We start from the raw sequence: 23,517 nt of genomic DNA, 5'->3' as shown, positions 1-23,517 counted from the left end.
AACCGGCCCATCGGTCCTTACAGTGACCCCGTGCACCCAAACACCCCTCCCCCTCCCCGCTACGGCCCGCCGGTCGGGCATGGATACGCACCGCCCCGACCGGGCGTGATCCCCCAACCCAACGGCATGCTGCCCTGGGGCATGGGACTGTTGATCCTTACTCTCGTCCCCGTCCTCAGCAGCATCGTCGCGGGCATTGCGATGATCGTGTCCGGCCGCATGCAACGCGCGAACGGGCCGCTCGCCGAGGAGAACGGGCGACGCGCGGCGAACTGGGGGCTGACCTATTTGATCGCGACCGTGCTCCTGATGGGCGCACACTTCACGATCCTCATCGCCTTCCAGGACAACATCCCCGACGGCTTTTTCCCGATGGGCATCTTCGTCACCCTCTGGGCGGCGATCAGCCTCGTCCACATCATCGTTTCGATCGTCGGGCTCGTGGCCGCGCACTCGATGAAGGTGGTCAAGTGGAACGGCATCCCGTTCTTCCGCGGCCGCCGGGAAAGCCGGCCGCGACCCCACTGACCGCGGTGACTCAGAGACGCTCCAGCGCCATCCCGCGCACGACAGCCGTCCCCACCTGATCGCTCGCCGGCAGGTCGACCTCCGCGAGGATCCGCCAGTCGTGGTTCCCCTCGGGATCATGCACGACTTGGGTGACCTCCCAGCGGGTCCGATGCTTTTCCACCCGGAAGAGTCCCGGCCCGCGCGCCTCGGCGTCGGTGAGGACCTCTTCGTGCTCGTCCCAATAGAGCCCCAGCGCGTCGTCCCACGCCTCCGCCGTCATCACCACCGGCAGTGCGGGCTCCGGCAGGTTTGCCACGGCGGTCTCCAACGCCCCGAGTTCCTCCCACCGGTCGCGGGCCACGAGTTCGACCCGACGGAACATCGCCTGCCGCACCATCGCGGTGAACACGCGCTCGTTGCCGGTCACCGGTCGCGGTGGGGGCGGAGGTGCACCGGCGGCCGCGGCAGCGGCCGCTTCGGCGACCTTCTCGGGATCGGTGAGCGCTTCCCATTCATCGAGCAGCGAGGAATCGGTCTGGCGGACCAACTCCCCGAGCCACTCGATGAGCAGCATCAGTTCCTCGGTCCGATAGGACTCCGGCACCGTCTGGCGCAGCGTCCGATAGGCGTCGGTCAGATAGCGCAGCACCAGACCTTCGGACCGCTGCAGCTGATAGAAGCCGATGAACTGGGTGAAGTCCATCGCCCGCTCCCACAGGTCACGGACGACCGATTTCGGGGACAGCGACTCGGGGTCCACCCACGGATGGGACTGGGCGAAGACCCCGAGCGCGTGCTCCAGCAACTCTTCGAGCGGCTTCGGCCAGGTGACGTCCTCGAGGAGTTCCATGCGTTCTTCGTACTCCACTCCGTCCGCCTTCATCTCCCCGATCGCCACACCGCGCGCCTTGTGCTGCTGAGCGAAGAGGATCTGGAACGGGTTGTCGAGCACTGCCTCGATCACCGAGACGACATCCAGCGCATAGTCCGGCGACTCGCGATCCAGCAGGTCCAGGGCCGCCACCGCGAACGGCGCGAGGGGCTGGTTCAGTGCGAAGTCGTCCTGGACGGTCTCCGCGAGCGCGCACGTGCGGCCGGTCAGGTCGGGCTCGGGCAGCTTCACCAGTACGCCCGAGTTGAGCAGCCCGCGCGTCAGCGCCAGGGCTCGCCGAGAGAGTCGGCGCTGGGTCCGCCAGTCCTCGTGGTTGTCCTGCAGCAGGTTCTTCATCGCAATCCACGGGTCCCCTGGCCGCTGCACGACGTTGAGCAGCATGGAGTGCGTGACCCGCATCCGGGAGATCAACTGTTCCGGCTGTGCCTCGATGATCTTGTCGAAGGTCTCCTCGGTCCAGCCGATAGAGCCCTCCGGCGCCTTCTTGCGCTGCACCTTGCGGCGCTTCTTGGGGTCGTCCCCCGCCTTCGCGAGCGCCCGCTCGTTCTCGATGACGTGCTCCGGCGCCTGCACCACCACATAGCCGACCGTGTCGAAGCCCGCCCGGCCCGCCCGTCCGGCGATCTGGTGGAACTCCCGGGAGCGCAGCCGCCGCACCCTGGTCCCGTCGAACTTCGTCAGGCCGGTCAACAGCACGGTCCGGATCGGCACGTTGATGCCGACGCCGAGGGTGTCGGTGCCGCAGATGACCTTGAGCAGGCCGGTCTGCGCGAGCTGTTCGACGAGGCGGCGATATTTGGGCAGCATGCCGGCGTGGTGGACGCCGATGCCCCGGCGCACCAATTTCGACAGCACCCGTCCGAAACCCGGTCCGAACTGGAACGCGCCGATCTCGGCCGCAATCCGGTCGGTCACGTCCTTGTCGACCAGCTTGATCGACAGCAGTGCCTGGGCCCGCTCCAAGGCGTCGGCCTGGGTGAAATGGACGATATAGACCGGCGCCCGACCGGCCTCGACCAGTTCGGTCACCTTGTCCTGCAGAGGGGTCATCGACCATTCGAATTCGAGCGGGACGGGTCGTTCGGCGTCGGCGATGACGTTGGTTTCGCGACGGGTCCGCCGAGTCAGATCCGCACAGAACCGGGTCACATCGCCGAGCGTCGCCGACATCAGCAGGAACTGTGCCTGCGGCAGCTCGAGCAGCGGCACCTGCCAGGCCCAGCCGCGGTCGGGCTCGGAATAGAAGTGGAACTCGTCCATCACGACCAGGCCCACATCGGCGGTCCCGCCCTCGCGGAGGGCGATGTTGGCGAGGATCTCCGCGGTGCAGCAGATGATCGGGGCATCGGCATTGACGGACGCGTCGCCGGTGATCATCCCGACGTTCTCGGCGCCGAAAATCTCGCACAACGCGAAGAACTTCTCGCTCACCAGCGCCTTGATGGGGGCCGTATAGAACGACACCCGGTCCCCTGCCAGCGCCGCGAAGTGGGCGGCGACCGCAACCAACGACTTCCCTGAGCCCGTCGGGGTCGCGAGGATCAGGTTGTTGCCGGAGAACAACTCGATCGCGGCTTCGTCCTGGTGGTCATAGAGGTCCAGCCCGCGCTCATCCGCCCAGCCGGTGAAGTGCTCATAGAGGCTGTCGGGGGTCGCGGGAATGGGGTCGGTGAGGCGCATCGCGGCCAGTCTCCCACGATCCCTCCGTGGGCCCGCGCGGGTGGGCACCCGCGCACCGGCGACCCACCTGGTGGGTCACTTCCGGGCGTCGAGGACTGCCTGATAGAGGGCATTTCGGGGTACGCCGGCCCGGGCGGCCACCTCGTTGACCGCGGCCTTCAGCTTCTGCCCCCCGGTGACGAGGGTCTCAACATCCTCGACCAGGTCTGCCGGGTCGCTCTGCCGTGCGGCGGCGCCGGCGATGACGATCGTGATCTCCCCCCGCACGCCGTCCGCAGCCCAATGTGCGAGCTCGCCGAGGCCACCTCGGCGTACCTCTTCGTAGGTCTTGGTCAGTTCCCGGCACACCGCGGCCGGGCGGTCGTGCCCCAGGGCCTGTGCCGCGTCGGTGAGAAAGGCCGCCAACCGGTGCGGCGCCTCGAAGAACACCATCGTGCGCTCCTCGCGCGCAAGCTCCGCCAAGCGGCGACCACGCTCGCCGGACTTGCGGGGCAGGAAGCCTTCGAAACAGAACCGGTCGACCGGCAGACCGGAGACCGCGAGCGCCGTGAGCACCGCTGACGGACCGGGCGCCGCCGTGACCGGCACCGCCGCTGCTACCGCGGCCGCCACGAGCCGATAACCGGGATCGGACACCGACGGCATCCCCGCGTCCGTGATCAGCAGCACCGTTGCCCCGTCCCGGGCAGCCTGGACAAGTGCTGGGGTCCGCGCTGCCTCGTTGCCCTCGAAGTACGACATCACCCGCGCCGGGGTCACCACCCCGAGCCGCTGCAGCAGCCCCGTCAGCCGGCGGGTGTCCTCCGCGGCGATCACGTCGGCCTCCGTCAGCAACCGGCGCAGCCGGGGCGATGCATCCTCGACATCGCCGATCGGAGTGCCGGCGAGCACCAGTCGTCCAGTCATGGTGTTCACCGTATGTCCTGCCCACCACGCCGACGTCAGCCCCTCGCAAGAACCCGGCCCTGTCGGCTCGCGCGGTTAGGATGGCGCGCGTGAACGCCCATCCCTCCGGCTCGGACACCCTCGAGATCGGCGGGTCCGAGGAATCCTCCGGCCCGCCGCACTCGGCCGGGCCACACCCCCCACGCCGCTGGTGGCACGGCAGCCATCCGGTGACCGACGCGTCGCCGATCCCGGCTCGCCGGCTGTCGACCGTCGACCGGTTGCGCAATCCGATGCCCGACGACTGGAACATCGCGTGGTTGATCGCTCTGGCGATCACTGCGCTCGCGTTCGTGCTCCGCGTTGTCGAGCTCACCCGGCCGACGGGATTGGTGTTCGACGAGACCTACTACGCCAAGGACGCCTACGCCCTGCTGCAGTCGGGTTTCGAGCGCAATTGGGCCGACGGCGCGAACGACGCAGCGATCCGCGGTGACTTCAGCGGGATGCAGGAGTCGGGGTCCTTCATCGTCCATCCACCGGTGGGCAAGTGGCTGATCGCGCTGGGGATCCAGGCGTTCGGCTTCAACGCGTTCGGTTTTCGCTTCCCGTCCGTGCTCGCGGGCTGTGGGCTGATCCTGATCGTGTTCTTTCTCGCCCGCCGGCTGTCCCGGTCCACGCTGATCGGTGCCGTGGCTGCCCTGCTGCTGAGCATGGACGGTCTGCATTTCACGATGTCCCGCATCGCGTTGCTGGACATCTTCCAGGCCTTCTTCACGGTGGCCGCCGTCACGGCCCTCGTGGTCGACCGAGACTGGTTCCGGCGAAAACTCGCGGACCACCTCGAAGCAGAGGGCATCCCCGACCTCCGGGGCCGTTATGGACCGATGCTCCAGTGGCGGCCCTGGCGGCTCGTGGCCGGCCTGCTGTTCGCCCTCGCGTGCGCCACCAAGTGGAACTCGATCTATGTCCTGGCGGTGTTCTCGGTGCTGTCGGTGTTCTGGGACATGGGCGCCCGGCGCCTCGCCGGTGCGCGCAAGGAAGCCCCGGTGAGCCTCATCTCCGACGGCCCGATCGCGTTCTTCTATCACGTGATCCTCGCGATCCCGGTCTATGTGCTGACCTGGTGGGGCTGGTTGACGAGCTCCGGGGGCTATTCGCGGGACTACGGACTGAACCACCCGGACGATCCGGTCGTCAGGGTGCTCGGCACAGCCCTCGGGTCGCTGTGGAACTATCACCGGGAGATCTACGGTTTCCACACCGGTGCGGGCATCAAGGAGGCCACCCACGTCTATGAGGCGCACCCTGCCGGCTGGCTGGTCATGGCGCGCCCGATCGGCATCGACGCGGTCAATGACATCAAACCCGGCACCGACGGCTGCGTGGGACCGGAGAACTGTGTGCGGGTCATCTCGGGAATGGGCACCCCGGCGCTGTGGTGGATCGGCGTGTTCGCGCTCGTCGCCGCCCTGCTGTTGTGGGTCGGCAATCGGGACTGGCGGTTCGGTGTGCCCGTGCTCGGCGTGGCCGCCACGTGGCTGACGTGGTTCCCCAACGCGGAGCGACCACTGTTCTTCTTCTACGCAATCATGATCATCCCGTTCACCTGCATCGCGATCGCACTCTGCATTGGCGCCCTGATCGGCCCCGCCGACGGTCCGCGCAGACGCTGGGGCGGCATTGTGGCAGGGGTTGCGGTGGCGTTGGTGGCACTGAATTTCGCGTACATCCATCCGATCCTCACCGACGCCCTCCTGCCCTATCCTGACTGGCTGTCCCGGATGTGGTTCCGGTCGTGGATCTGATCGATTGGAGGATTGGCATGGACGTTCGACGCGTTCTGGCAGCGCCGGTCATCGCGGTGCTGGTGGCGACCGGCTGCTCGCAACCGGTGGACGCCGGCGAGACGAACACCACGCCGCTCGCGGTGACCGACCTCAACGCGACCGACACGCTCGCGCCCGGCGGTGAGTTGCGGCTCGCGGTCGACGAGTTCGGTTCGCTCAACCCGATGTCCGAAGCATCGAATGCCGAGTTCGCGAGCCTGGCCCAAGCCTTTCTGCCGTCCTTCTTCCGCTATGACGAGCGGGGCGTCGCGCTGCCGAACTCGAACTATCTGGAGTCGGCGACCGAGACGTCCAAGAACCCGACACGGGTCACCCTCAAGCTCAATCCACGCGCCACGTGGGCGGACGGCAAGCAGATCACCGCCGAAGACGTCATCGCGACCTGGACCGCCTGCAACGGGCGCTCCACCGGCTTCCGGTGCGCGCCGGACCTCCGGTTCCGCGACATCACCGAGGTCGCTCAGGGCGCCACCGAGTCCGAGGTTGAACTCACCTTCGCGCGGGCCTACCCGGAGTGGCGGCAGGTCTTCGATCGCGTGAGCGTGCTGCGTGCCGACAGCGTCCGCGATCCCGCGGCCTTCGACACGGGCTGGGCCGAGCTCAAGAAGGAATGGACTGCCGGACCGTTCGTCCCGGCCGGCGGAGGTCTCGCAGCCAAGGCGATCGTCGGCACCCCCAACGAGGAATGGTGGGGTGCGACCAAGCCGCAACTGGCGCGGTTCACGATTCGCGAGATCCCCCGCGAGAACCAGGTCAAAGCCTTCACCGACGCCCAGATCGACGCTGTCGACATCGCCGGCTCCAAGGAGTTCTACGACGCCGTGCGCAAGGTAAAGGGCACCGAGGTCCGCCAGGCCGGCTCGACCGTGTCACGGCAACTCGTGTTCAACACCGGATCAACTGCTGCAGTCGGCGACCCCAAAGTCCGTCAGGCGATCGCGGTCGCGCTGGACCGGTCCGGGATCGGCTCCGCCGCGCTGCCCGGTCTCGGCTTCTCGGCGGCACCGCTCGGCAACCGGATCTATCTGCCGGGTCAGGAGGGGTACGCGGACAACGCCGCGGAGTTGGAGTTCACCCGGGACCAGAGCAAGGCCCGCAGGTTGCTCGATGATGCAGGCTGGCGCGGCTCCGAGGAGGGCCGGACCCGGGACGGCCGGCCGCTCGAGGTCCGGCTGGCCCGGATCCAGGGCTTGTCGACCTCGGAGAACGAGGCACGAGCCATCGCCGATCAGCTCGGCGCCCTCGGCGTCCACGTCGTCGTCGAGGATGTGTCGCTCGAAAACTTCGACAACGGCTCGGTCCTCGCGGGTGGCGATTTCGACATGATCGTCGTCGGAATCGAGGGCGGCCGTTATCCCCTCGCGAGGCTGGATGACCGCTTCGGGTCGGGTGCGGAGCAAAACTGGGCCCGCTTCGAGGACGCCGCGATCGATGGGCTGATCCAGCAGATCACCGCTGAGCAGGACACTGCGCAGCAGCGGGCACTCGCCAACCAGCTGGATCAGCAGCTCTGGGAGCACATGCCGACCGTTCCGCTCTATCAACTGCCCGAGAACGTCGCAGCGGGGGTCCGGCTCTCCGGATATGGCGCCCGTGGTCTCAGCACCACGGCGTGGGAGAGCGTGGGTTATTCGAAGGAATGAGCGGCGACCGGGTCAGCCGCGGCGCGGGAACGGTGTGACCGGGTTGATGCGCAACCCGTGGCGCACCCTCCCCCACACGGCGCGCCCCAGACTGGCCGCGCGCGGCACCCGAACCGGCTGCCACGGCAGCCGCACATCCGAGCCGCTGATCACGCCGGCCAGCTGGACCGCGGCGGCCGTGCCGAGTGTGAGCTCCCAGCAGTCGAAGCCACAGGCCACCAGCCGCCGCTCGGACCGGTTCCCCGAGAAGCCCACGAACGGCAGTGCATCGAAGCTTGCTGCTGCCGGCGCCTGCCATTGCGCGAGGACTCGAGCGCCCTCCACATGTCGCGTGACCCAGTCCAGAGCGGGCGCGGAGCGACTGCCCAACCAGGCCCGGTCGCCCGTCACCGCAAGCACGCGGCCGCCGTCGTCGAGGTCGGAGAAGCTGCGGGTGGGCAGCGCGGGTGGGTCCGCGGTGAACTCGACCCAGTTCCACATCGCCGACCGCAGCCTCGGTCGCATCGCAGCACCGTCGAAGACGGGTTCGGGCGTGGTCGAGACGACCCAACCTTCATCAGGGGCTGGGGGCATCCGGGAGACCAACTCACCCCCTGATCCGACGACGGCCCGGGCGAGCGCATCGCGATAGGCGGTGACGTCAACGACCGGCTGAGCAGGCGAGATGAGCTGGGGGCGTGTGCTGAACGGCAGTCCGGTCGTGTCGGTGAATTCCGGATTGAGCCCGGCCGCGCGCATCGCAGCCACCTCATAGCGCAACCAAAAGGCCTCCATGCCGTCGGTGGTGACGGTCGCCAGGTCCGCCCGGTGGACCGGCACACCCATGTCCTGCGCCACGGCCACCACCATGTCCTGGCCGAGCCGGACCTGTTCGCCGTACGCCACCGCCGCCGACTCCCCCGCCCATCGCCAGACATGGTGGTATTGGAGTTCCTGCTGCACGGTCGCCGGCGCCGCCATCAACCCGTTGGGGTCGCCGGGGGCGAACGCGGAGTCCACGACCGTCACCCGGTGGCCCTCCTTCGCGCAGAGCAATGCCAAAGTAAGCCCAGTCAGGCCTGCACCGATCACCGTCACGCGCTCCGCCACGCCGATCGCCTCTCTGTTCGTTGGTCCCGGTCCACCTTAGATCGTCGGACCTGCCGGCTCCGTCGTTCGGACTGATCTCGACAGCCGATGGAAGCACGCTGCCGGTCGTTGCAGCTGAACGTGGTTCGGCGCAACGACAAGGCCCCGCGCGATCGACACACGATCGCACGGGGCCTCGACGGCACAGGCTCAGAGGGCCTTGATGATGTCCTCCACGCGGTCCTTCGCGTCGCCGAACAGCATCTGGGTGTTCTCCTTGAAGAACAGCGGATTCTGCACGCCGGCATAGCCGGCGGCCATCGACCGCTTGAACACGATGACGTTGTCGGCGTGCCACACCTCGAGCACGGGCATGCCCGCGATCGGCGAGTTGGGCTCCTCGAGCGCCGCCGGGTTCACGGTGTCATTGGCCCCGATCACGAGCACGACATCGGTGTCATCGAAGTCGTCGTTGATCTCATCCATCTCGAGCACGATGTCATAGGGCACTCGCGCCTCCGCAAGGAGAACGTTCATGTGCCCCGGCAGACGACCGGCCACGGGATGGATGCCGAAGCGGACATCCACACCTTCGTCGCGGAGTTTCTGGGTGAGCTGGGCGACCGGTCCCTGCGCCTTCGCGACGGCCATGCCATAGCCCGGCGTGATGACGACCCGCTTGGCACCCTTGAGCAGCTCCGCTGCCCCATCGGCCATGATCTCGCGGTGTTCGCCGTAATCCCGTTCGTCCGCGGCGGGACCGGCGCCTTCACCGAAGCCGCCCAGGATCACCGAGATGAAGGAGCGGTTCATGCCCTTGCACATGATGTAGGACAGGATCGCACCCGATGCACCGACGAGAGCGCCGGTCACGATGAGCAGGTTGTTGTTCAACATGAAGCCCGCAGCGGCCGCGGCCCAGCCCGAATAGGAGTTGAGCATCGAGACGACGACCGGCATGTCGCCGCCACCGATGGAGGCGACCATGTGCCAACCGAGCGCGAAGCCGATCACCGCGACGACGATCAGCGGGAGCACGCTGGGCGCGACCACGAACCAGATGATGAAGCCGACCGCCACGAGGAACACCAGGAAGTTCAGCAGGTTCCGTGCCGGCAGCATCATCGGCTTGGACTTCATGCGACCGGAGAGTTTGCCGAACGCGACGACCGAGCCGGTGAACGTATAGGCGCCGATCAGCACACCCAGGGCCACCTCCACCAGGTGGGCGGCATTGTGAGTGTCGGCGGCCAGATAGGAGTTGAAGCCGACCAGGACCGCGGCGATGCCGACGAAGGAGTGCAGGATCGCGATGAGCTGAGGCATGCCGGTCATCTCGACCGTCCGTGCACGCCACACGCCGATCGCAGCACCGATCAGCACCGCAGCGAACAGCAGCACCGCGGTGAGCGGGCGCGCCATCGCATATTCACAGTGCGCGAGCTCTCCCGGCCCGGGAGCCTTGCAGGTGAGCGACTCGGCGACCGTTGCGCCCAGGGCGATAACCATGCCGATCATGCCGGCCAGGTTGCCCAGCTTGGCTGATTCGTGTTTCGACAGCCCCGCGAGGGCGAGAATGAAGAGGACCGCCGCGATGATGTAGGCGGTCTGAACCATCGTGAGCAGCATCCGATCAGCCCTTCGTGAACATGCCGAGCATCCGGCGGGTCACGAGGAAGCCGCCGAACACGTTGATGGACGCGACCAGGATCGCGATGAACGCCATGATCGTGATGGCCAGGTTGTCCGAGCCCACCTGCAGCAGCGCGCCGACCATGATGATCCCCGAGATCGCGTTCGTCTCGGCCATCAGCGGTGTGTGCAGCGAGTGGCTGACGTTCGAGATCACATAGAACCCGACGAAGATGGCGAGGATGAACACGGTCCAGGTCGGGAGCAGCGCGGCTGGCCCGAAGCTGCCGATCAGGGCGAAGAGCACCAGCACCAGGGCACCGGTGAAGATGGTCCGGCGCCGCTTGCGGCTTGCCTCCAGGTTCGGGTCGAACTTCTCGACCTCCGTCGGCGCCGTCGCGGACGCCGCGGCGGGCACCGGCGCAGCCGACACCGACACCGGTGGCGGCGGCCACATCACCTCGCCGTCGCGCACGACGGTGATGGTCCGCTGGACCACGTCCTCCATGTCCAGCGCGACCTGACCGTCCTTGGCCGGGGTCAGGAGCTTCATCAGGTTCACCACGTTCGTGCCGAACAACTGGGACGACTGGGTCGGGAGGCGGCCCGCGAGATCGGTGAAGCCGAGGATGATGACCCCGTTGTCCGTGACGATCTTCTCGTTCTTGACGGTGAGCTCACAGTTGCCGCCGTTGGCCGCAGCCATGTCGACGATGACCGAGCCCGGCTTCATTTCGGCCACCATGGCAGCGGTGATCAGCGTCGGCGCGGGACGGCCCGGGATCAGTGCGGTGGTGATGACGATGTCTGCGGCGGCGGACTCGCGCGCGTACAACTCCTTCGCCCGCACCTCCTGATCCGCGGACATCTCCTTGGCATAGCCGTCGGTGGAGATCTCGGCGGTGTCGTCGATGTGGACAAAGTCGCCGCCCATCGACTGGACCTGCTCGGCCACCTCGGGCCGCACGTCGGTCGCCCGAACGATCGCGCCCAGCGACACAGCCGTGCCGATCGCGGCGAGACCGGCCACGCCCGCACCGATCACGAACACGCTGGCCGGGGGCACCTTGCCCGCCGCGGTCACCTGGCCGTTGAGCAGCGAACCATAGGCGTGAGCCGCCTCGACCACCGCCCGATAACCCGCCACGTTCGCCTGAGACGACAGGACGTCCAGCGACTGAGCTCGGGAGATGCGTGGCACGGCGTCCAGCGCGAGGCCGGTGACGCCGTGCTGGGCGAGCTGTTCGATCAACGGCTCGTTCCGCGCGGGGGCCATGATCGAGATGATCCTCTGGCCCCGTTGCATGCGGTGGAACTCCTCCCCCATCGGCTCATAGACCTTGAGGATGATGTCGGACTTCCACACCTCCTCCACGGACTCGACGAAGGCTCCCGCAGCCGCATAGGCGGCGTCCGGGAAGTGGGCACGCTCGCCCGCTCCGTGTTCGATCACGACCTCATAGCCCAGACCGATCAGCTGCGTGACGGTTTTGGGGGTCGCGGCCACCATCGTCTCGCCCTGACGGATCTCTCGAGGCACACCGATGCGCATCGTTCCTCCTCACGGCGCCGCGAGCGCCGAATGAATTGTCACGAGCACCCTACGGCAGGGATTCGCTGTCCACTCTTGAATCCGCTGGGACGGACAGGGACAATTTGGGCTCAGTCGGCTGCTCTTCGAGGCTTCGGCTCGTCCGCCTCGGGCAGGTCGGTGTCGACAAGCGCGCGGGCCGGGGCCCGATCGGGTCGCCGGATCAACCGATAGACCACGCCGACGAAATAGACCGCGACGCCGAGACCGAGCGCCTGCCACGGCAGCGTGACGACCAGCGCGCAGCAGGCGAAGGCGCCGAGGATCTGCAGAAAGCGCGGGTAGCGGCGATCCGCCCGCTGCTGCGTGAATGCCGCCAGATTCGCGATCAGGTAATAGACCAGCACGCCGAAACTCGAGAAGCCGATCACCACCCGCACGTCCGTCAGGAGCACCAACCCGCACACGACCGCAGCCAGCACCAGTTCCGCGTTGCGTGGAACGCCGTAAGTCCGATCGACACGGGACAGCCACCGCGGCAGATCGTTGTTCCGAGCCATGGCCAAGGTGGTCCGGCCGACGCCCGTCATCAGGTTGAGCATGGCTCCGACCGTGGCGAGCGCAGCTGCCGCGGCGACGATCGGAGTCAGCCACTCCCAGGGTGAGTACGCCGCAGCGGACGCCAGCGGCGCCTCCGTCACCGCGAGGATCTCGGGCGGGAACCGCCAGAGCAGCACGGCACCGACGGCTGCGTACACCCCTGCCGTCAGGAGCAATGCCCACAGGATGGCCAGGGGGATGACCCGCTTCGGGTTCTTGACCTCCTCGCCCATGGTGGCGATGCGTGCGTACCCTGCGAAGGCGAAGAACAACAGACCCGCAGACTGCAGCAGGCCATAGATCCCACCCTGGACAGGGATCGCAGGCTGATCAGGAGCGAAGTCCCGGGGCCCGCCGAGCAGGTTCGCGACCACCCCTGCGGCCAGCACCACGAGCACGACCGACACGATGATCCGGGTGAGCCGTGCTGTCCGGGTCACGCCGAGGAGATTCACTCCGGTCAGCAGCAAGACGATCACGACGGCGATCCAAGGGGCGAGCGGCCCGAAGACGTACGCACCGAACGTCAGCGCCATAGCGGCGATGGCGGCGGTCTTGCCGACGACGAACCCCCACCCGGCGATGAATCCCGGCCACGCGCCGAGGCGCTCGCGGCCATAGACGTAGGTACCGCCGGACGTCGGATACTGCGCCGCCAACTGGGCCGACGACGTCGCATTGCAGAAGGCCACGACGAGCGCGATGGCGAGGCCGACGAGCAGCAGCGGTCCGGCGGCCTGCGCAGCCGGGGCCCACACGGCGAACACGCCCGCGCCGATCATCGACCCGAGCCCGATGAAGACGGCGTCGAGCAGACCGAGTCGGCGGGCGAGAACGGGCGCTGGGGCGGTCATGTCGCTCACGCTAGGCCCCGCAGGTGAACGCCTGCGGTCCGATGAGCAATCTTCCCTTACCTCTTGACAGGAACCAGACGCTGCCGCAAGATCCCAATACCTGAATCGCCTGTCAGGTCCCATCCCGAAAGGCATCAACTCATGAGGACGAAGAAGTCACTCCTGGCCGGCATGGCGCTGGCCGTCACCATGGCCCTGGCGGCGTGCGCACCCGGCACCCCCGCGGCCCCGAGCGGCGGATCCGGCAGCGGCGACGCCGGCGGCTCCACCGAGCCGATCAAGGTCGGCATCATCTATTCCGAGACCGGTCCGCTCGGGGAATACGGCAAGACTTACCGGCGCGGCCTGGAAGCCGGGTTGAAGTACGCCACGGACGGCACCAGCGAGGTCAACGGCCGCCCGCTGCAGGTGACCTTCCTCGACGACGGCGGCGACGCCGACAAGGCGGTCACTCACGCGAAGGACCAGATCGGTCAGGGCGCCAAGATCATCGGTGGCACGGTCGTGTCGGGCATTGCCCTCAAGCTCGCCGAGCAGGCCGAACAGAACAAGGTGCTCTACATCTCCGGGCCGGCTGCGACCGACGCGATCCAGGGCGTGAACGACTACACGTTCCGCTCCGGCCGCCAGTCCCTCCAGGACGTCGCGACCGCCGGCACGTTCACCGAGCCGGACGGCAAGATCGTCGTGTTCGCGCAGGACACCGCGTTCGGCCAGGGCAACGTGCAGGCCGTCGAGGCAGTGCTCGGGGCGCAGGGCGCGGAGGTCCAGCCGATCCTGGTCCCGGAGGATGCGACGGAGTTCACCCCGTTCGCCCGTCAGATCATCGATGCCAACGCCGACATGGTGTTCGTGGCCTGGGCCGGCGCCACTTCGGGCGCGATGTGGCAGGGGCTGAGCCAGCAGGGCGTCCTCGACCAGACGACGGTCGTGACCGGTCTCGGTGACCGCTCGACGTTCGGCGCCTATGGCGCTGCTTCGGACAAGATCGACTTCCTCAACCACTATTTCCCGGGCTGCTGCGACAATCCGGTGAACAAGGCCATGGTCGACGAGATCGAGGCAGCCGGCGGCACGCCGGACCTGTTCTCCCCGGACGGATTCGTCGCAGGGCAAATGATCGTCCATGCCGCCGAGCAGGGGGACGACGCGGACGCCATGGTGTCTGCGCTCGAGGGCTGGAGTTTCGAGGGCCCCAAGGGCAGCTACACGATCCGTGAGTCCGACCACGCGCTGCTGCAGCCGATGTTCCAGGCCAAGCTCGTCCAGGACGGCGACTCGTGGAAGCCGGAACTGGTCGAGACGGTCTCGGCCGAGGACGCCGCCCCGCCGGAGAAGAAGCAGTGACCGACGCACCGTCGACCGTTGGGAGCGGGGGCGCGTCCGAGTCTGACTCGGCACGCGCCTCCGCGCCCGGCGCGGCCCTCGAGGTTCGCGACCTGTCCTGGCAGGTGGGCGGCGCCAAGATCGTCCGCGGTGTCACCTTCGCGGTGGCGCCCGGCGAGTTCGTCGGGGTGATCGGCCCCAACGGCGCCGGCAAGACCTCGTTGTTCAACCTGATCTCGGGCATCAACCCGATCAGCGGCGGCACGGTCCTGCTGGGCGGTCGTGACATCACCCGGGACTCCATCGCTGCCCGGGCCCGGGCCGGTGTGGGGCGCACCTTCCAGACATCCAGTCTGTTCCCACGGTTGTCGGTGCTGGAGAACGTTCGCATCGCTGCCCAGCAGAAGCTGGGCGGCAACTTGTCTGTCATTCGTTTCCCGCGGGCGGGGGACGCGGCGACCGAACTGGCAGAACAACACCTGGCGACGGTCCGGCTCGACAAGCGCCGGACCGCCGCCGGGGACCTTTCCCACGGCGACAAACGCAAACTGGAGATCGCCATGCTTCTCGCGGCCGATCCGCAGGTCATTCTGCTCGACGAGCCGATGGCGGGAGTGAACTCCTCCGACGTTCCCGGCCTCAGCGATGTGATCCGCACCCTGCACCGGTCGGGCCGCACTGTCCTGATGGTCGAGCACCACATCGACGTGGTGCTGGGCCTCGCGGACCGCGTTGCCGTCATGCACCACGGCGAGCTGCTCGCCATCGACACACCGGAGCGGATCATGGCCGACGAGACGGTCCAGAACGCCTATCTCGGAGGGGTGGCATGAGCGAACCCATTCTCCGGGTATCGAATCTCGCCGCCCACATCGCCGGCCAGCAGGTGGTGGAGCAGGTCGATTTCGAGGTGCCCGCCCAGGGCGTCACCGCTGTCCTCGGACGCAACGGCGTGGGCAAGACGTCGACGCTCAAAGCCATCCTCGGCCTCATCGACCGCACCGGCGAGGTCGTCTTCGAGGGCGACCGCATCGACCACGAGGCCACCCACCGGATCGTCCAGCGGGGCGTCGGTTATGTCCCGGAAGACCGCGAGGTCTTCGGGGGCCTGACCGTGGCGGAGAATCTGAAGCTGGCGATCCGCACGAGCGATCCTCGGCGCGACCTCGTCGACTCCCTGTTCCCCGAGCTCGTCAAACGCGCCCAGCAGCGCGCGGGCACCCTGTCCGGTGGACAGCAACAGATGGTCTCCGTCGCTCGTGCCCTCATCAACCCGAACAAAATCCTCCTCGTCGACGAACCGACGAAGGGGCTGGCCCCCAAGATCGTCAACGAAGTCGCCGACGCACTCGCCGAGGCAGCGCGCACCACCCCTGTCCTGCTCGTCGAACAGAATCTCACCGTCGTCGAGAAGCTCGCCGAACGTGTCGTGGTCATCGATTCCGGCCGTGTCGTCCACGCGGGTCCCGCCGCCGACCTGTTCGCCGATCCCGACCAGATCCAGCGCCTCCTCGGTGTCCACACGGAGGACAAGCCCGAGGAGATCTCGTGAGCACCATCGTCCTGCTTCTCGTCACCGGGCTCGGCCTGGGCGCACTGTATTTCCTGGTGTCCTCCGGCCTCTCCCTGATCTATGGCCTCATGGGTGTCCTCAACTTCGCCCACGGGTCCTTCCTGACCCTCGCGGGGTTCACCGGCTGGGCCGTGGCCCGCCGACTCGGCCCGGACTCGTGGGGCTCGTTCGGGCTGGCGGTCCTCGCGGGCGCCATCGTGGGCGCTCTGTTCGCCGCGGCCACCGAACTGGTCCTGATCCGCCCCCTCTACAAACGCCACATCGAGCAGGTCCTCGTCACCGTCGGCCTGGCTCTGGCCAGCGTCGCCCTGTTCGAGGGGATCTGGGGTCCAGACCCGATCTTCATCTCCGGCCCGTCCTGGGTCCGCCGCACCACCCAGGTGCTGGGCGCCTTTGTCCCGAACGTCATGTTCCTGTGCATCGCGGTGGCAGTAGTGGTCCTGCTGGCGATCGTTGTGTTCCTCAACAAGACGCGCTTCGGCCTGATCATCCGTGCCGGTGTGGAGAACCGCTCGATGGTCACGGCGCTCGGCATCGATGTCCGCAAGGCCTTCACGCTCGTGTTCTCCCTCGGCGGCGCCGCGGCGGGCATCGGCGGCGTGCTGGCGAGCCAATACTTCGGCTACGTCTCCCCCGCCCTCGGCGGCACACTGTTGATCTTCGCGTTCATCGTCACCGTCATCGGCGGGCTGGGCTCACTGACGGGTGCTGCGATTGCGTCCGCCGTAGTGGCGGTCCTGCAGCAGTTCGCGAACTACTACCTCGGCGTGGGCGATGTGATCGTCGTCCTGCTCCTTGCCGCCGTTCTTCTCGTGCGGCCCAAGGGTCTTCTCGGAAAGCAGGCAGCATGAGCACCGCCACCGCCCCGACCTCCACCGTGGCGACCGACCGCAGCCGCCGGGTTCGCCTGTTGCCCAGCCTGGCCGGCGTGGTTGCGGTCATCGTCCTCGCGGTGCTCCCTCTCCTCGCGATCCCCGGGCTCGGGATCCTGCCCGGCCCCACCTATTCGCCGGGGTCCCTGCACCTGCTCGCGATCTGTTGGCTGATCGCCGCGCTCGCGCTGTCCTATCACCTGCTGTTCGGAATCGCCGGCCTGCTGAGCTTCGGCCATGCGCTGTATTTCGGTGTCGGCGTCTATGGCCTCGGCATCGTCCTCGCCAACACCGACCTGCCATTGCTGCCCGCAGCCGTCCTGGTGCTGGTCGGCGGCATTCTGATCGCCCACGTCATCGGCGCGATCAGCCTCCGGGTGACCGGCATCTCGTTCGCGATGGTGACGCTCGCCTTCGCCCAGGCCGGCAACGTGCTCGTGCGCCGGAATCCGGGACGCATGACCGGTGGCGAGGAGGGTCTCGCGCTCAACACAGCTGGCGTACCCGACCTGTTCATCGGAGTCATCAACACCCGCAACCTCTATTGGCTCGCCCTCGCGGTGCTCGTGTTCGTGTTCGTCGTGGTCGGCTGGATCGAGCGTTCGCGGGTCGGGCACACGGTGGCTGCGACCCGCGAGAACGAGATGCGCGTCCGTGTCCTCGGCGGCAGTCCCTATGTGGTGAAGCTCGTCACCTTCGTCATCGCCGCCACCCTCGCCACCATCGTCGGCATGATCTATCTGTTGTTGCAGTCCGGCGCCCAACCACGGGCCACATCAGCGGATTTCACGCTCACGCTGCTCGTCATGGTGGTGCTCGGCGGCGTCGGCAGCCGCGTCGGAGCGGTGATCGGTGGCATCCTCTATACCCTTCTCGACCAGCGCCTCGGCGCTTTCGCCTCCTCACCCGCGATCAGGGATCTCCCGCCGATCCTGCACATCCCGCTCAGTGAGCCGCTGTTCATCCTCGGAACGCTGTTCATTCTGGTTGTGTTGTTCCTGCCGGGCGGGCTCTCCGGAGCGCTGAACCGGCTCAACCCGCGTCGATCGGGCCGGGCCGACGCGCGGGAGACGCTCGAGGAGGTTCTGTGATGTCGTCGAAGCCGGGTGCACACACGCTGTTCCGTTGGGTCTCCGATCGTGCGCGGATGGCGCCCGACTCGATCGCGATCGAGGATCGGGGCGTTCGGACGACCTACGGCGAGCTGTACGCCAAGTCGCGCGCCCTGTCCGATGCCTTCGCGGCAGCCGGCTATGGCCGTGGTCACCGGATCGCGACGCTCAGCGGCAACAGCGCTGACCAGGTCATCCTGTTCTTCGCCTGCGCCGATCGGGGCATGGCGCTCGTCCCCTTGATGTGGCGGCTCACCCCGTTCGAACTGGCGGATCAGCTCGAACGATCCGCCCCCCAACTGGTCGTGGTCGAGGATGAGTACGCAGACCTGGGCGCCGAGGCGCTCGCGCGCTTATCCGGCGGTTCCGATGCCGCGGTGCCCCCGCAGATCTCCTTCGCCCAGCTCACCAGCCCGCCCACCCGTTCGACGGGCGCGACCGCGCTGGACGGTCCGGCTCAGGATGAGGACCCGATCCTCGTGATCTTCACCTCGGGCAGTTCCGGCAAGCCAAAAGCAGCACCGCTGACCCAGGCCAACTGCTTCTGGAACAACTTGTCGTTCTCCCGGACGATCCCGATGAGCGACAACGACGTGCTGCTCGCGTTTCTTCCGCAGTTCCATTCGGGCGGCTGGAACATCCAGACGCTGCTGGCGTTCTGGGTGGGCGCGACGGTCGTTCTGGAGCGGGCGTTCGACGCCGGACGTGTCCTGTCGCTCATCGAGTCCCGCGGCATTACGACCTTCATCGGCGTGCCGGCCACCTATCAGATGCTGGCCGAGCATCCGACCTTCGCCGACACCGACCTGTCGAGCCTGGGCACCATCGTCGTGGGCGGTGGGACGCTGCCCGTGCCGCAACTGCAGATCTTTCACGACCGTGGCATCCAGCTCTGTCAGGGCTATGGGCTCACCGAGGCGTCACCGAACGTCTTGTGTCTGCCGGCACGGGACGCCATGGCGAAGCACGGTTCGTCGGGCAAGCCCTATCCCTATGTCGACTGCGCTGTTGCCGACCCCGTGACGCACGAAATCCTCGACGGCGAAGCCACCGGGGAACTGTTGGTGGCGGGCCCCGGGGTGTTCCCCGGCTATCTCGACGACCCGGAGGCAACCGCGGCGACCATGCACGGCGAGTGGTTGCTCACCGGCGACATGGTCCACAGGGATGCGGACGGCTTCTATTTCGTCGTCGATCGCATCAAGGACATGTTCAAGTCCGGCGGGGAAAATGTCTCACCCACCGAGGTCGAGGACGTCCTGCGGCTCCATCAGGACGTGCTCCACGTGGCCGTGGTGGGCATCCGGGATGACCGGTGGGGCGAGGTCGGGAAGGCCTTCGTGGTCCTCCGGGACGGCGGCACGGCGGACGAGTCACTCCTGCGCGCGCATTGCGTCGAGCGATTGGCCAAGTTCAAGGTGCCGAAGGCGATCGAGTTCGTGGCGGAACTGCCGTTCAACGCGCTCAACAAAGTCCGCCGCTTCACGCTCCGCGACGAGGAAACCGCGAAACAGGAGTCGGGCGGGGACGACGGATGAGCCTCACTCCCCGGACAGCCCGCGGGACGGCGACCAAGGAACGGCTCCTGGCCGCAGCGGAACAGGTGTTCGCCTCGCTCGGCTATCACGATGCGTCGATCGTCAAGATCACCGAATCCGCCGGCGTTGCCATGGGCACGTTCTATTTGTACTTCGAGAGCAAACTTCAGATCTTCGAGGAACTGGTCGAGGACCTCAACCGGCGCGTGCGCCGGGCCATGAGTGAGGCCAGCAGCCAGGCCCCGAACCGGTTGGCGGCCGAGCGGGCAGGATTCCGGGCGTTCTTCGAGTTCACGGCTCGACACCCGGGCCTCTATCGGGTGATCCGGCAAGCGGAGTTCGTCTCCCCCAAGGCGATGAAAATGCACTACGAACGGATCATTCGGCCCTATGCCGAGGGCCTTCGTCGCGCCGCCGAGCGAGGGGAGATCGGGGATGTCGATCCCGACGTGGCGGCTTGGGCATTAATGGGGATGGGCGAATTGATCGGCCTCCGCTGGCTACTGTGGGACTCGGTCGAAGACGATTCGGTGCGGATGCCCGACGACGTCTTCGAACACACCATCAACCTCGTCGAGCGGGCCCTGAGGCCCACGGCACCGAAGGAGCACACCCCATGACATCCGAGAACACTTCGGAGCACCAGACGCTGGCCGGCCGTCGCGCAATCGTGACCGGCGGTGGCAGCGGCATCGGTGAAGGCATCGCCCGCTCACTCGCCGCGCACGGGGCGGACGTGACGGTCGCCGATCTGAACACGGAGAATGCGGAGCGCGTCGCGGGCGAAATCGCGGGACGCACCTGGATCGTCGACCTGGGCCGCACCACCGAACTCGACGACCTCACGCTCGAGACCGACATCCTCGTCAACTGCGCGGGCATCCAGGTGGTGTCCCCGGTGGAGGAGTTCGACCCCGACCGATTCCGGTTGATTCACCGCATCATGCTCGAGGCTCCCTTCCTGTTGATCCGCGCCGCGCTCCCGCACATGTATGCCCAGGGCTGGGGTCGCATCGTCAACATTTCCTCGGTCCACGGGCTGGTGGCTTCGCCGTTCAAGTCGGCGTATGTCTCGGCCAAGCACGGGCTCGAAGGCCTGTCCAAGGTCGTCGCGCTCGAGGGCGCGACGAAGGGGGTGACGAGCGTGTGCATCAATCCCGGCTATGCCTGGACGCCGCTCGTCGAGCAACAGCTCGCGGATCAGGCGAAGGTGCACAACATGCCCCTTGACGAGGTCAAGGAGAAGGTCATCCTGGCCCGTCAGCCGATCAAGGATTTCGTGGCCGCAAAGGATCTGGGCGAAATGGTTGCCTTCGTGTGCGGCCCGCACAGCGCCATGATTTCCGGCACCAACTTCATCGCTGACGGCGCGTGGACCGCGAACTGATGTCCGGCGAAGACCTGCTGCGCCCTCCCGCAGCCGCTGATCGCTATCACACCCTGGCCGTGGAGGTGTCGGACGGGACGCTGCACTGCGGCGTCTGGGAGCCGCGGGGCAATTCCACGCCCGAGGGAACAGTGCTGGTGATCCACGGCATCACAGCCACCCATCTGTCATGGCAATGGCTGGCCCAGGCGCTCCCCGCGTGGCGGGTCATCGCACCCGATCTCCGCGGTCGTGGCCGCAGCGCGGCGATCCCCGGTCCCTTCGGTCTGGCAGCCCATGCCGCCGATCTCGCCGCTGTGCTCGACCGTGCGGGCGTCACGCAGCCCATTCCCGTCATCGGGCACTCAATGGGTGGCTTCATCGCTCTCGTGCTTGCGGATCTGCGTCCCGAACTGGTGGACCAACTCCTCCTGGTCGACGGCGGCATTCCGGTCGAGCTGCCGGCGGGAGTGGCGCCCGAGGATGCGTTGGAGGCGGTGCTCGGGCCAACGGCCCAGCGGTTGAGCATGGAGTTCCCGTCTGCTGAGGCAGTGGACGCGTACTGGCAGAACCATCCCGGTCTCGGCGCACAATGGGGGCCCGAGATGGCGGCCTACGCCACGTACGACACCGTCGGAGAACCGCCACACCTGCGCTCCACAACGCCGTTCACAGCGATGGCCGAGGACTCGAAGGACATCCAACTCGGCGAGGCCCTCCCCCACGCGCTGGCCGACCTGCGGCATCCCGCGCTGTTTCTGCGTGCCGAGCGTGGGCTGCAGAACCAGCCCGCAGGGATGTTCTCCGAGGAGTGGGCGGCCCGTTGGGCGGAGCAGCTGCCGCACCTCAGCGTGCGCGATGTGCCCGACACCAACCACTTCACGATCATCATGTCGCATCGAGGCAGCGCGGCAATCGCCCGGGCCATGGGTGGGAGTACGCCTCCGGCGGTTGGCTAGAATCGCGCTGACTAGGAGAAAGGCTTGACGTGGCCATCGAAACCGAGCGCAAATTCACCATCGGGCCCAAGGTCACCGTGCCGGATCTCACGGGCGTCGTCACGCTTGGGGACTCCCGGCTGCACAATCTGCGCGCCGTCTATTTCGACACACCCGATTTCCTGCTGGCTCGCAATCGTCGCACCCTGCGACGCCGCACAGGGGGCGGGGACGCAGGCTGGCATCTCAAGCTTCCGGCTTCCGGGGCCGACCCGCATTCCCGCGAGGAGGTGCACCTTCCGCTGACCGATGGTCCGGGCGCGTCGAACGTTCCCCACGAGCTGCGGGCCCGGGTGGCCGAGATCATCGAATACTCTCCGCTGGTGCCGGTTGTGGAGTTGATCACCACCCGTCAGGAAACTGAACTCCACGATCTGGAGGGCGGATTGGTGGCGCTTCTCTGCGATGACACGGTGACAGCGACTCGCAACGGCAAGGTGCGCACGTGGCGCGAGCTTGAGATCGAGCTCGCCGGCAGCGGCACGCCCGCCACGCTCGATGTGCTGACCGAAACGCTGGGTCAGGCCGGCGTCGATCCGTCCGAGTCCGTCTCCAAGCTGGTGCATGCTCTGGGCAAGGCTCTGGCCAAGGCGGAGGAGGCGACCCGCCCGAGCCGGAAGGCGAGCGCTGCGGCGGTCATCGGCGCCTACATGTCGGAGCAGATCGGCGTCATCCAGGGCCGCGAGGCGGAAGTGCGTGTCGATGCCCCCGACTCCGTCCACAAGATGCGGGTCGGCGTCCGACGTCTTCGGTCGGCGCTCCGCACGTTCAGGCCATTCCTCGACCGGGACCGGGTGCAGTCCCTCCGTGCTGAACTCAAGTGGCTCGGTGAGATGCTCGGTGGCCCTCGCGACGCCGAGGTGCTGGCCGCTCACCTGATTCCCGCGGTCGACGGCTTGCCGGAGGACGCGCTCATCGGGCCGGTGCGCGAGCGAGTCACCGCCGAGTTGGATGTGCGCCACTCCACCGCCCACGCCGCCCTGGTCCAGGCTCTCGATTCCGACCGGTTCCGGGAGCTCATGGATGCGCTGGTGGACTGGGTGGTCGCTCCCCCGTTCAATGAGTACGCCGCAGCCCGCGCCAAGGGCTTGCTGCCCGAGCGCCTGGAGCAGGTCGGGCGGCGCACGGTCAAGGAGTGGAAGCAGGCCGAGAAGCTCCAGGGTCATGATCAACTCGTCGGCTGGCATGAAACCCGGAAGCGAGCCAAGGCTGCCCGTTATGCGTGGGAGGCAGCGGTGCCGGCGCTGGGAGACACTGCCGTCGCCGCGGCAGAAGCCTGGGAGCAGGTGACCGAATCCCTGGGCACGGTCCAGGACGCGGTTGTCGCACGGGAGGCGCTCAAGGAGTTGGCCGAGATCGCTGCTTCACACGGCGAAGCGACCTTCAGCTACGGGGTGCTCTATCAACGCGAGATCGAGCGGACAGATGATTTCCATGCCCAAGCCGCCGACGCCATCGCGACCGCGCGCGATCTGTCGGGCAGCGCCTGACCAGTTCGATGGGCGAAAGTGCCCTGGAATTGGGAAAGGGTCTGGAACCGTGTGGTTTCAGACCCTTTTCCTGCCCCCCCTTTTGGGGGGTGTGTTG

The 23,517-nt window shown here is 67.3% G+C and carries 19 protein-coding genes; 13 read left to right on the top strand and 6 right to left on the bottom strand.

Going from position 1 to position 23,517, the window contains the following annotated elements; all coding sequences use genetic code 11:
* Nucleotides 1-105 precede the first annotated feature (105 nt).
* Entirely contained in the window at nt 106-528 is a 423-nt protein-coding gene (locus ACQ260_RS07885) for a magnetosome magnetite crystal formation protein family (RefSeq protein WP_432558880.1), read from the top strand.
* Nucleotides 529-538: 10 nt separating this feature from the next.
* On the opposite strand, the gene ACQ260_RS07880 is transcribed toward ACQ260_RS07885, so the two are convergent.
* Both ACQ260_RS07880 and rsmI read right to left on the bottom strand, forming a co-directional pair.
* Nucleotides 539-3,082, bottom strand: coding sequence for a DEAD/DEAH box helicase (locus ACQ260_RS07880; protein WP_432558879.1), 2,544 nt, complete (start codon nt 3,080-3,082; stop codon nt 539-541).
* Between the two features lie 75 nt (nt 3,083-3,157).
* Nucleotides 3,158-3,988, bottom strand: coding sequence for a 16S rRNA (cytidine(1402)-2'-O)-methyltransferase (gene rsmI / locus ACQ260_RS07875; RefSeq protein ID WP_432558878.1), 831 nt, complete (start codon nt 3,986-3,988; stop codon nt 3,158-3,160).
* A gap of 89 nt (nt 3,989-4,077) precedes the next feature.
* Between rsmI and ACQ260_RS07870 the strand changes: the two genes are divergently transcribed.
* Nucleotides 4,078-5,775: a dolichyl-phosphate-mannose--protein mannosyltransferase gene (locus ACQ260_RS07870; protein ID WP_432558877.1), complete on the top strand. Its 1,698-nt coding sequence runs from the start codon at nt 4,078-4,080 to the stop codon at nt 5,773-5,775.
* 17 nt (nt 5,776-5,792) lie between these two features.
* Nucleotides 5,793-7,460 carry an ABC transporter family substrate-binding protein gene (locus ACQ260_RS07865; RefSeq protein WP_432558876.1) on the top strand — a complete coding sequence of 556 codons (1,668 nt, stop codon included), beginning with the start codon at nt 5,793-5,795 and terminating at the stop codon, nt 7,458-7,460.
* Nucleotides 7,461-7,472: 12 nt separating this feature from the next.
* On the opposite strand, the gene ACQ260_RS07860 is transcribed toward ACQ260_RS07865, so the two are convergent.
* From ACQ260_RS07860 to ACQ260_RS07845, 4 genes are all read right to left on the bottom strand, one after another.
* Complete coding sequence (locus ACQ260_RS07860) at nt 7,473-8,549, bottom strand: FAD-dependent oxidoreductase (protein ID WP_432558875.1); 1,077 nt, start codon at nt 8,547-8,549, stop codon at nt 7,473-7,475.
* 189 nt (nt 8,550-8,738) lie between these two features.
* The gene (pntB, locus tag ACQ260_RS07855) at nt 8,739-10,157 is read right to left on the bottom strand and encodes a Re/Si-specific NAD(P)(+) transhydrogenase subunit beta (RefSeq protein ID WP_432558874.1); all 1,419 of its coding nucleotides are present in this window, start codon (nt 10,155-10,157) and stop codon (nt 8,739-8,741) included.
* Between the two features lie 4 nt (nt 10,158-10,161).
* Nucleotides 10,162-11,712: a Re/Si-specific NAD(P)(+) transhydrogenase subunit alpha gene (locus ACQ260_RS07850; protein ID WP_432558873.1), complete on the bottom strand. Its 1,551-nt coding sequence runs from the start codon at nt 11,710-11,712 to the stop codon at nt 10,162-10,164.
* Between the two features lie 110 nt (nt 11,713-11,822).
* Nucleotides 11,823-13,145, bottom strand: coding sequence for an APC family permease (locus tag ACQ260_RS07845; protein ID WP_432558872.1), 1,323 nt, complete (start codon nt 13,143-13,145; stop codon nt 11,823-11,825).
* Nucleotides 13,146-13,286: 141 nt separating this feature from the next.
* On the opposite strand from ACQ260_RS07845, the gene ACQ260_RS07840 reads away from it, so the two are divergent.
* From ACQ260_RS07840 to ACQ260_RS07795, 10 genes are read left to right on the top strand one after another with little or no spacing between them, the layout of a single operon-like run.
* On the top strand, nt 13,287-14,492 hold the full coding sequence (locus tag ACQ260_RS07840; RefSeq protein ID WP_432558871.1) for a substrate-binding domain-containing protein: 1,206 nt from the start codon (nt 13,287-13,289) through the stop codon (nt 14,490-14,492).
* Complete coding sequence (locus tag ACQ260_RS07835; protein ID WP_432558870.1) at nt 14,489-15,304, top strand: ABC transporter ATP-binding protein; 816 nt, start codon at nt 14,489-14,491, stop codon at nt 15,302-15,304. Before ACQ260_RS07840 ends, ACQ260_RS07835 begins: the two co-directional genes overlap by 4 nt.
* Entirely contained in the window at nt 15,301-16,023 is a 723-nt protein-coding gene (locus ACQ260_RS07830; RefSeq protein WP_432558869.1) for an ABC transporter ATP-binding protein, read from the top strand. The genes ACQ260_RS07835 and ACQ260_RS07830 overlap by 4 nt, the downstream gene beginning before the upstream one ends.
* Entirely contained in the window at nt 16,020-16,895 is an 876-nt protein-coding gene (locus tag ACQ260_RS07825; protein WP_432558868.1) for a branched-chain amino acid ABC transporter permease, read from the top strand. Before ACQ260_RS07830 ends, ACQ260_RS07825 begins: the two co-directional genes overlap by 4 nt.
* Nucleotides 16,892-18,007, top strand: coding sequence for a branched-chain amino acid ABC transporter permease (locus ACQ260_RS07820; RefSeq protein WP_432558867.1), 1,116 nt, complete (start codon nt 16,892-16,894; stop codon nt 18,005-18,007). The genes ACQ260_RS07825 and ACQ260_RS07820 overlap by 4 nt, the downstream gene beginning before the upstream one ends.
* Nucleotides 18,007-19,566: a class I adenylate-forming enzyme family protein gene (locus ACQ260_RS07815; protein ID WP_432558866.1), complete on the top strand. Its 1,560-nt coding sequence runs from the start codon at nt 18,007-18,009 to the stop codon at nt 19,564-19,566. Before ACQ260_RS07820 ends, ACQ260_RS07815 begins: the two co-directional genes overlap by 1 nt.
* Nucleotides 19,563-20,186, top strand: coding sequence for a TetR/AcrR family transcriptional regulator (locus ACQ260_RS07810; protein WP_432558865.1), 624 nt, complete (start codon nt 19,563-19,565; stop codon nt 20,184-20,186). Before ACQ260_RS07815 ends, ACQ260_RS07810 begins: the two co-directional genes overlap by 4 nt.
* On the top strand, nt 20,183-20,953 hold the full coding sequence (locus ACQ260_RS07805) for a 3-hydroxybutyrate dehydrogenase (protein WP_432558864.1): 771 nt from the start codon (nt 20,183-20,185) through the stop codon (nt 20,951-20,953). Before ACQ260_RS07810 ends, ACQ260_RS07805 begins: the two co-directional genes overlap by 4 nt.
* Nucleotides 20,938-21,891: an alpha/beta fold hydrolase gene (locus ACQ260_RS07800; protein WP_432558863.1), complete on the top strand. Its 954-nt coding sequence runs from the start codon at nt 20,938-20,940 to the stop codon at nt 21,889-21,891. Before ACQ260_RS07805 ends, ACQ260_RS07800 begins: the two co-directional genes overlap by 16 nt.
* A 29-nt stretch (nt 21,892-21,920) precedes the next feature.
* Nucleotides 21,921-23,420, top strand: coding sequence for a CYTH and CHAD domain-containing protein (locus tag ACQ260_RS07795; protein WP_432558862.1), 1,500 nt, complete (start codon nt 21,921-21,923; stop codon nt 23,418-23,420).
* Nucleotides 23,421-23,517: the final 97 nt, after the last annotated feature.

It is taken from the genome of Ammonicoccus luteus (assembly GCF_050880385.1).
Taxonomy (GTDB): domain Bacteria; phylum Actinomycetota; class Actinomycetes; order Propionibacteriales; family Propionibacteriaceae; genus Enemella.
Note: the sequence above shows the minus strand (reverse complement) of the source record. Positions and strands in the feature narration are given on the sequence as shown.

Excerpts from the sequence above, each read along its gene's own strand:
- ACQ260_RS07810 (WP_432558865.1), top strand. The coding sequence starts at position 19,563 with ATGAGCCTCACTCCCCGGACAGCCCGCGGGACGGCGACCAAGGAACGG.
- ACQ260_RS07880 (WP_432558879.1), bottom strand. The coding sequence starts at position 3,082 with ATGCGCCTCACCGACCCCATTCCCGCGACCCCCGACAGCCTCTATGAG.
- ACQ260_RS07820 (WP_432558867.1), top strand. The coding sequence starts at position 16,892 with ATGAGCACCGCCACCGCCCCGACCTCCACCGTGGCGACCGACCGCAGC.
- ACQ260_RS07830 (WP_432558869.1), top strand. The coding sequence starts at position 15,301 with ATGAGCGAACCCATTCTCCGGGTATCGAATCTCGCCGCCCACATCGCC.
- ACQ260_RS07845 (WP_432558872.1), bottom strand. The coding sequence starts at position 13,145 with ATGACCGCCCCAGCGCCCGTTCTCGCCCGCCGACTCGGTCTGCTCGAC.
- ACQ260_RS07815 (WP_432558866.1), top strand. The coding sequence starts at position 18,007 with ATGTCGTCGAAGCCGGGTGCACACACGCTGTTCCGTTGGGTCTCCGAT.
- pntB (WP_432558874.1), bottom strand. The coding sequence starts at position 10,157 with ATGCTGCTCACGATGGTTCAGACCGCCTACATCATCGCGGCGGTCCTC.
- rsmI (WP_432558878.1), bottom strand. The coding sequence starts at position 3,988 with ATGACTGGACGACTGGTGCTCGCCGGCACTCCGATCGGCGATGTCGAG.
- ACQ260_RS07850 (WP_432558873.1), bottom strand. The coding sequence starts at position 11,712 with ATGCGCATCGGTGTGCCTCGAGAGATCCGTCAGGGCGAGACGATGGTG.
- ACQ260_RS07805 (WP_432558864.1), top strand. The coding sequence starts at position 20,183 with ATGACATCCGAGAACACTTCGGAGCACCAGACGCTGGCCGGCCGTCGC.
- ACQ260_RS07840 (WP_432558871.1), top strand. The coding sequence starts at position 13,287 with ATGAGGACGAAGAAGTCACTCCTGGCCGGCATGGCGCTGGCCGTCACC.
- ACQ260_RS07865 (WP_432558876.1), top strand. The coding sequence starts at position 5,793 with ATGGACGTTCGACGCGTTCTGGCAGCGCCGGTCATCGCGGTGCTGGTG.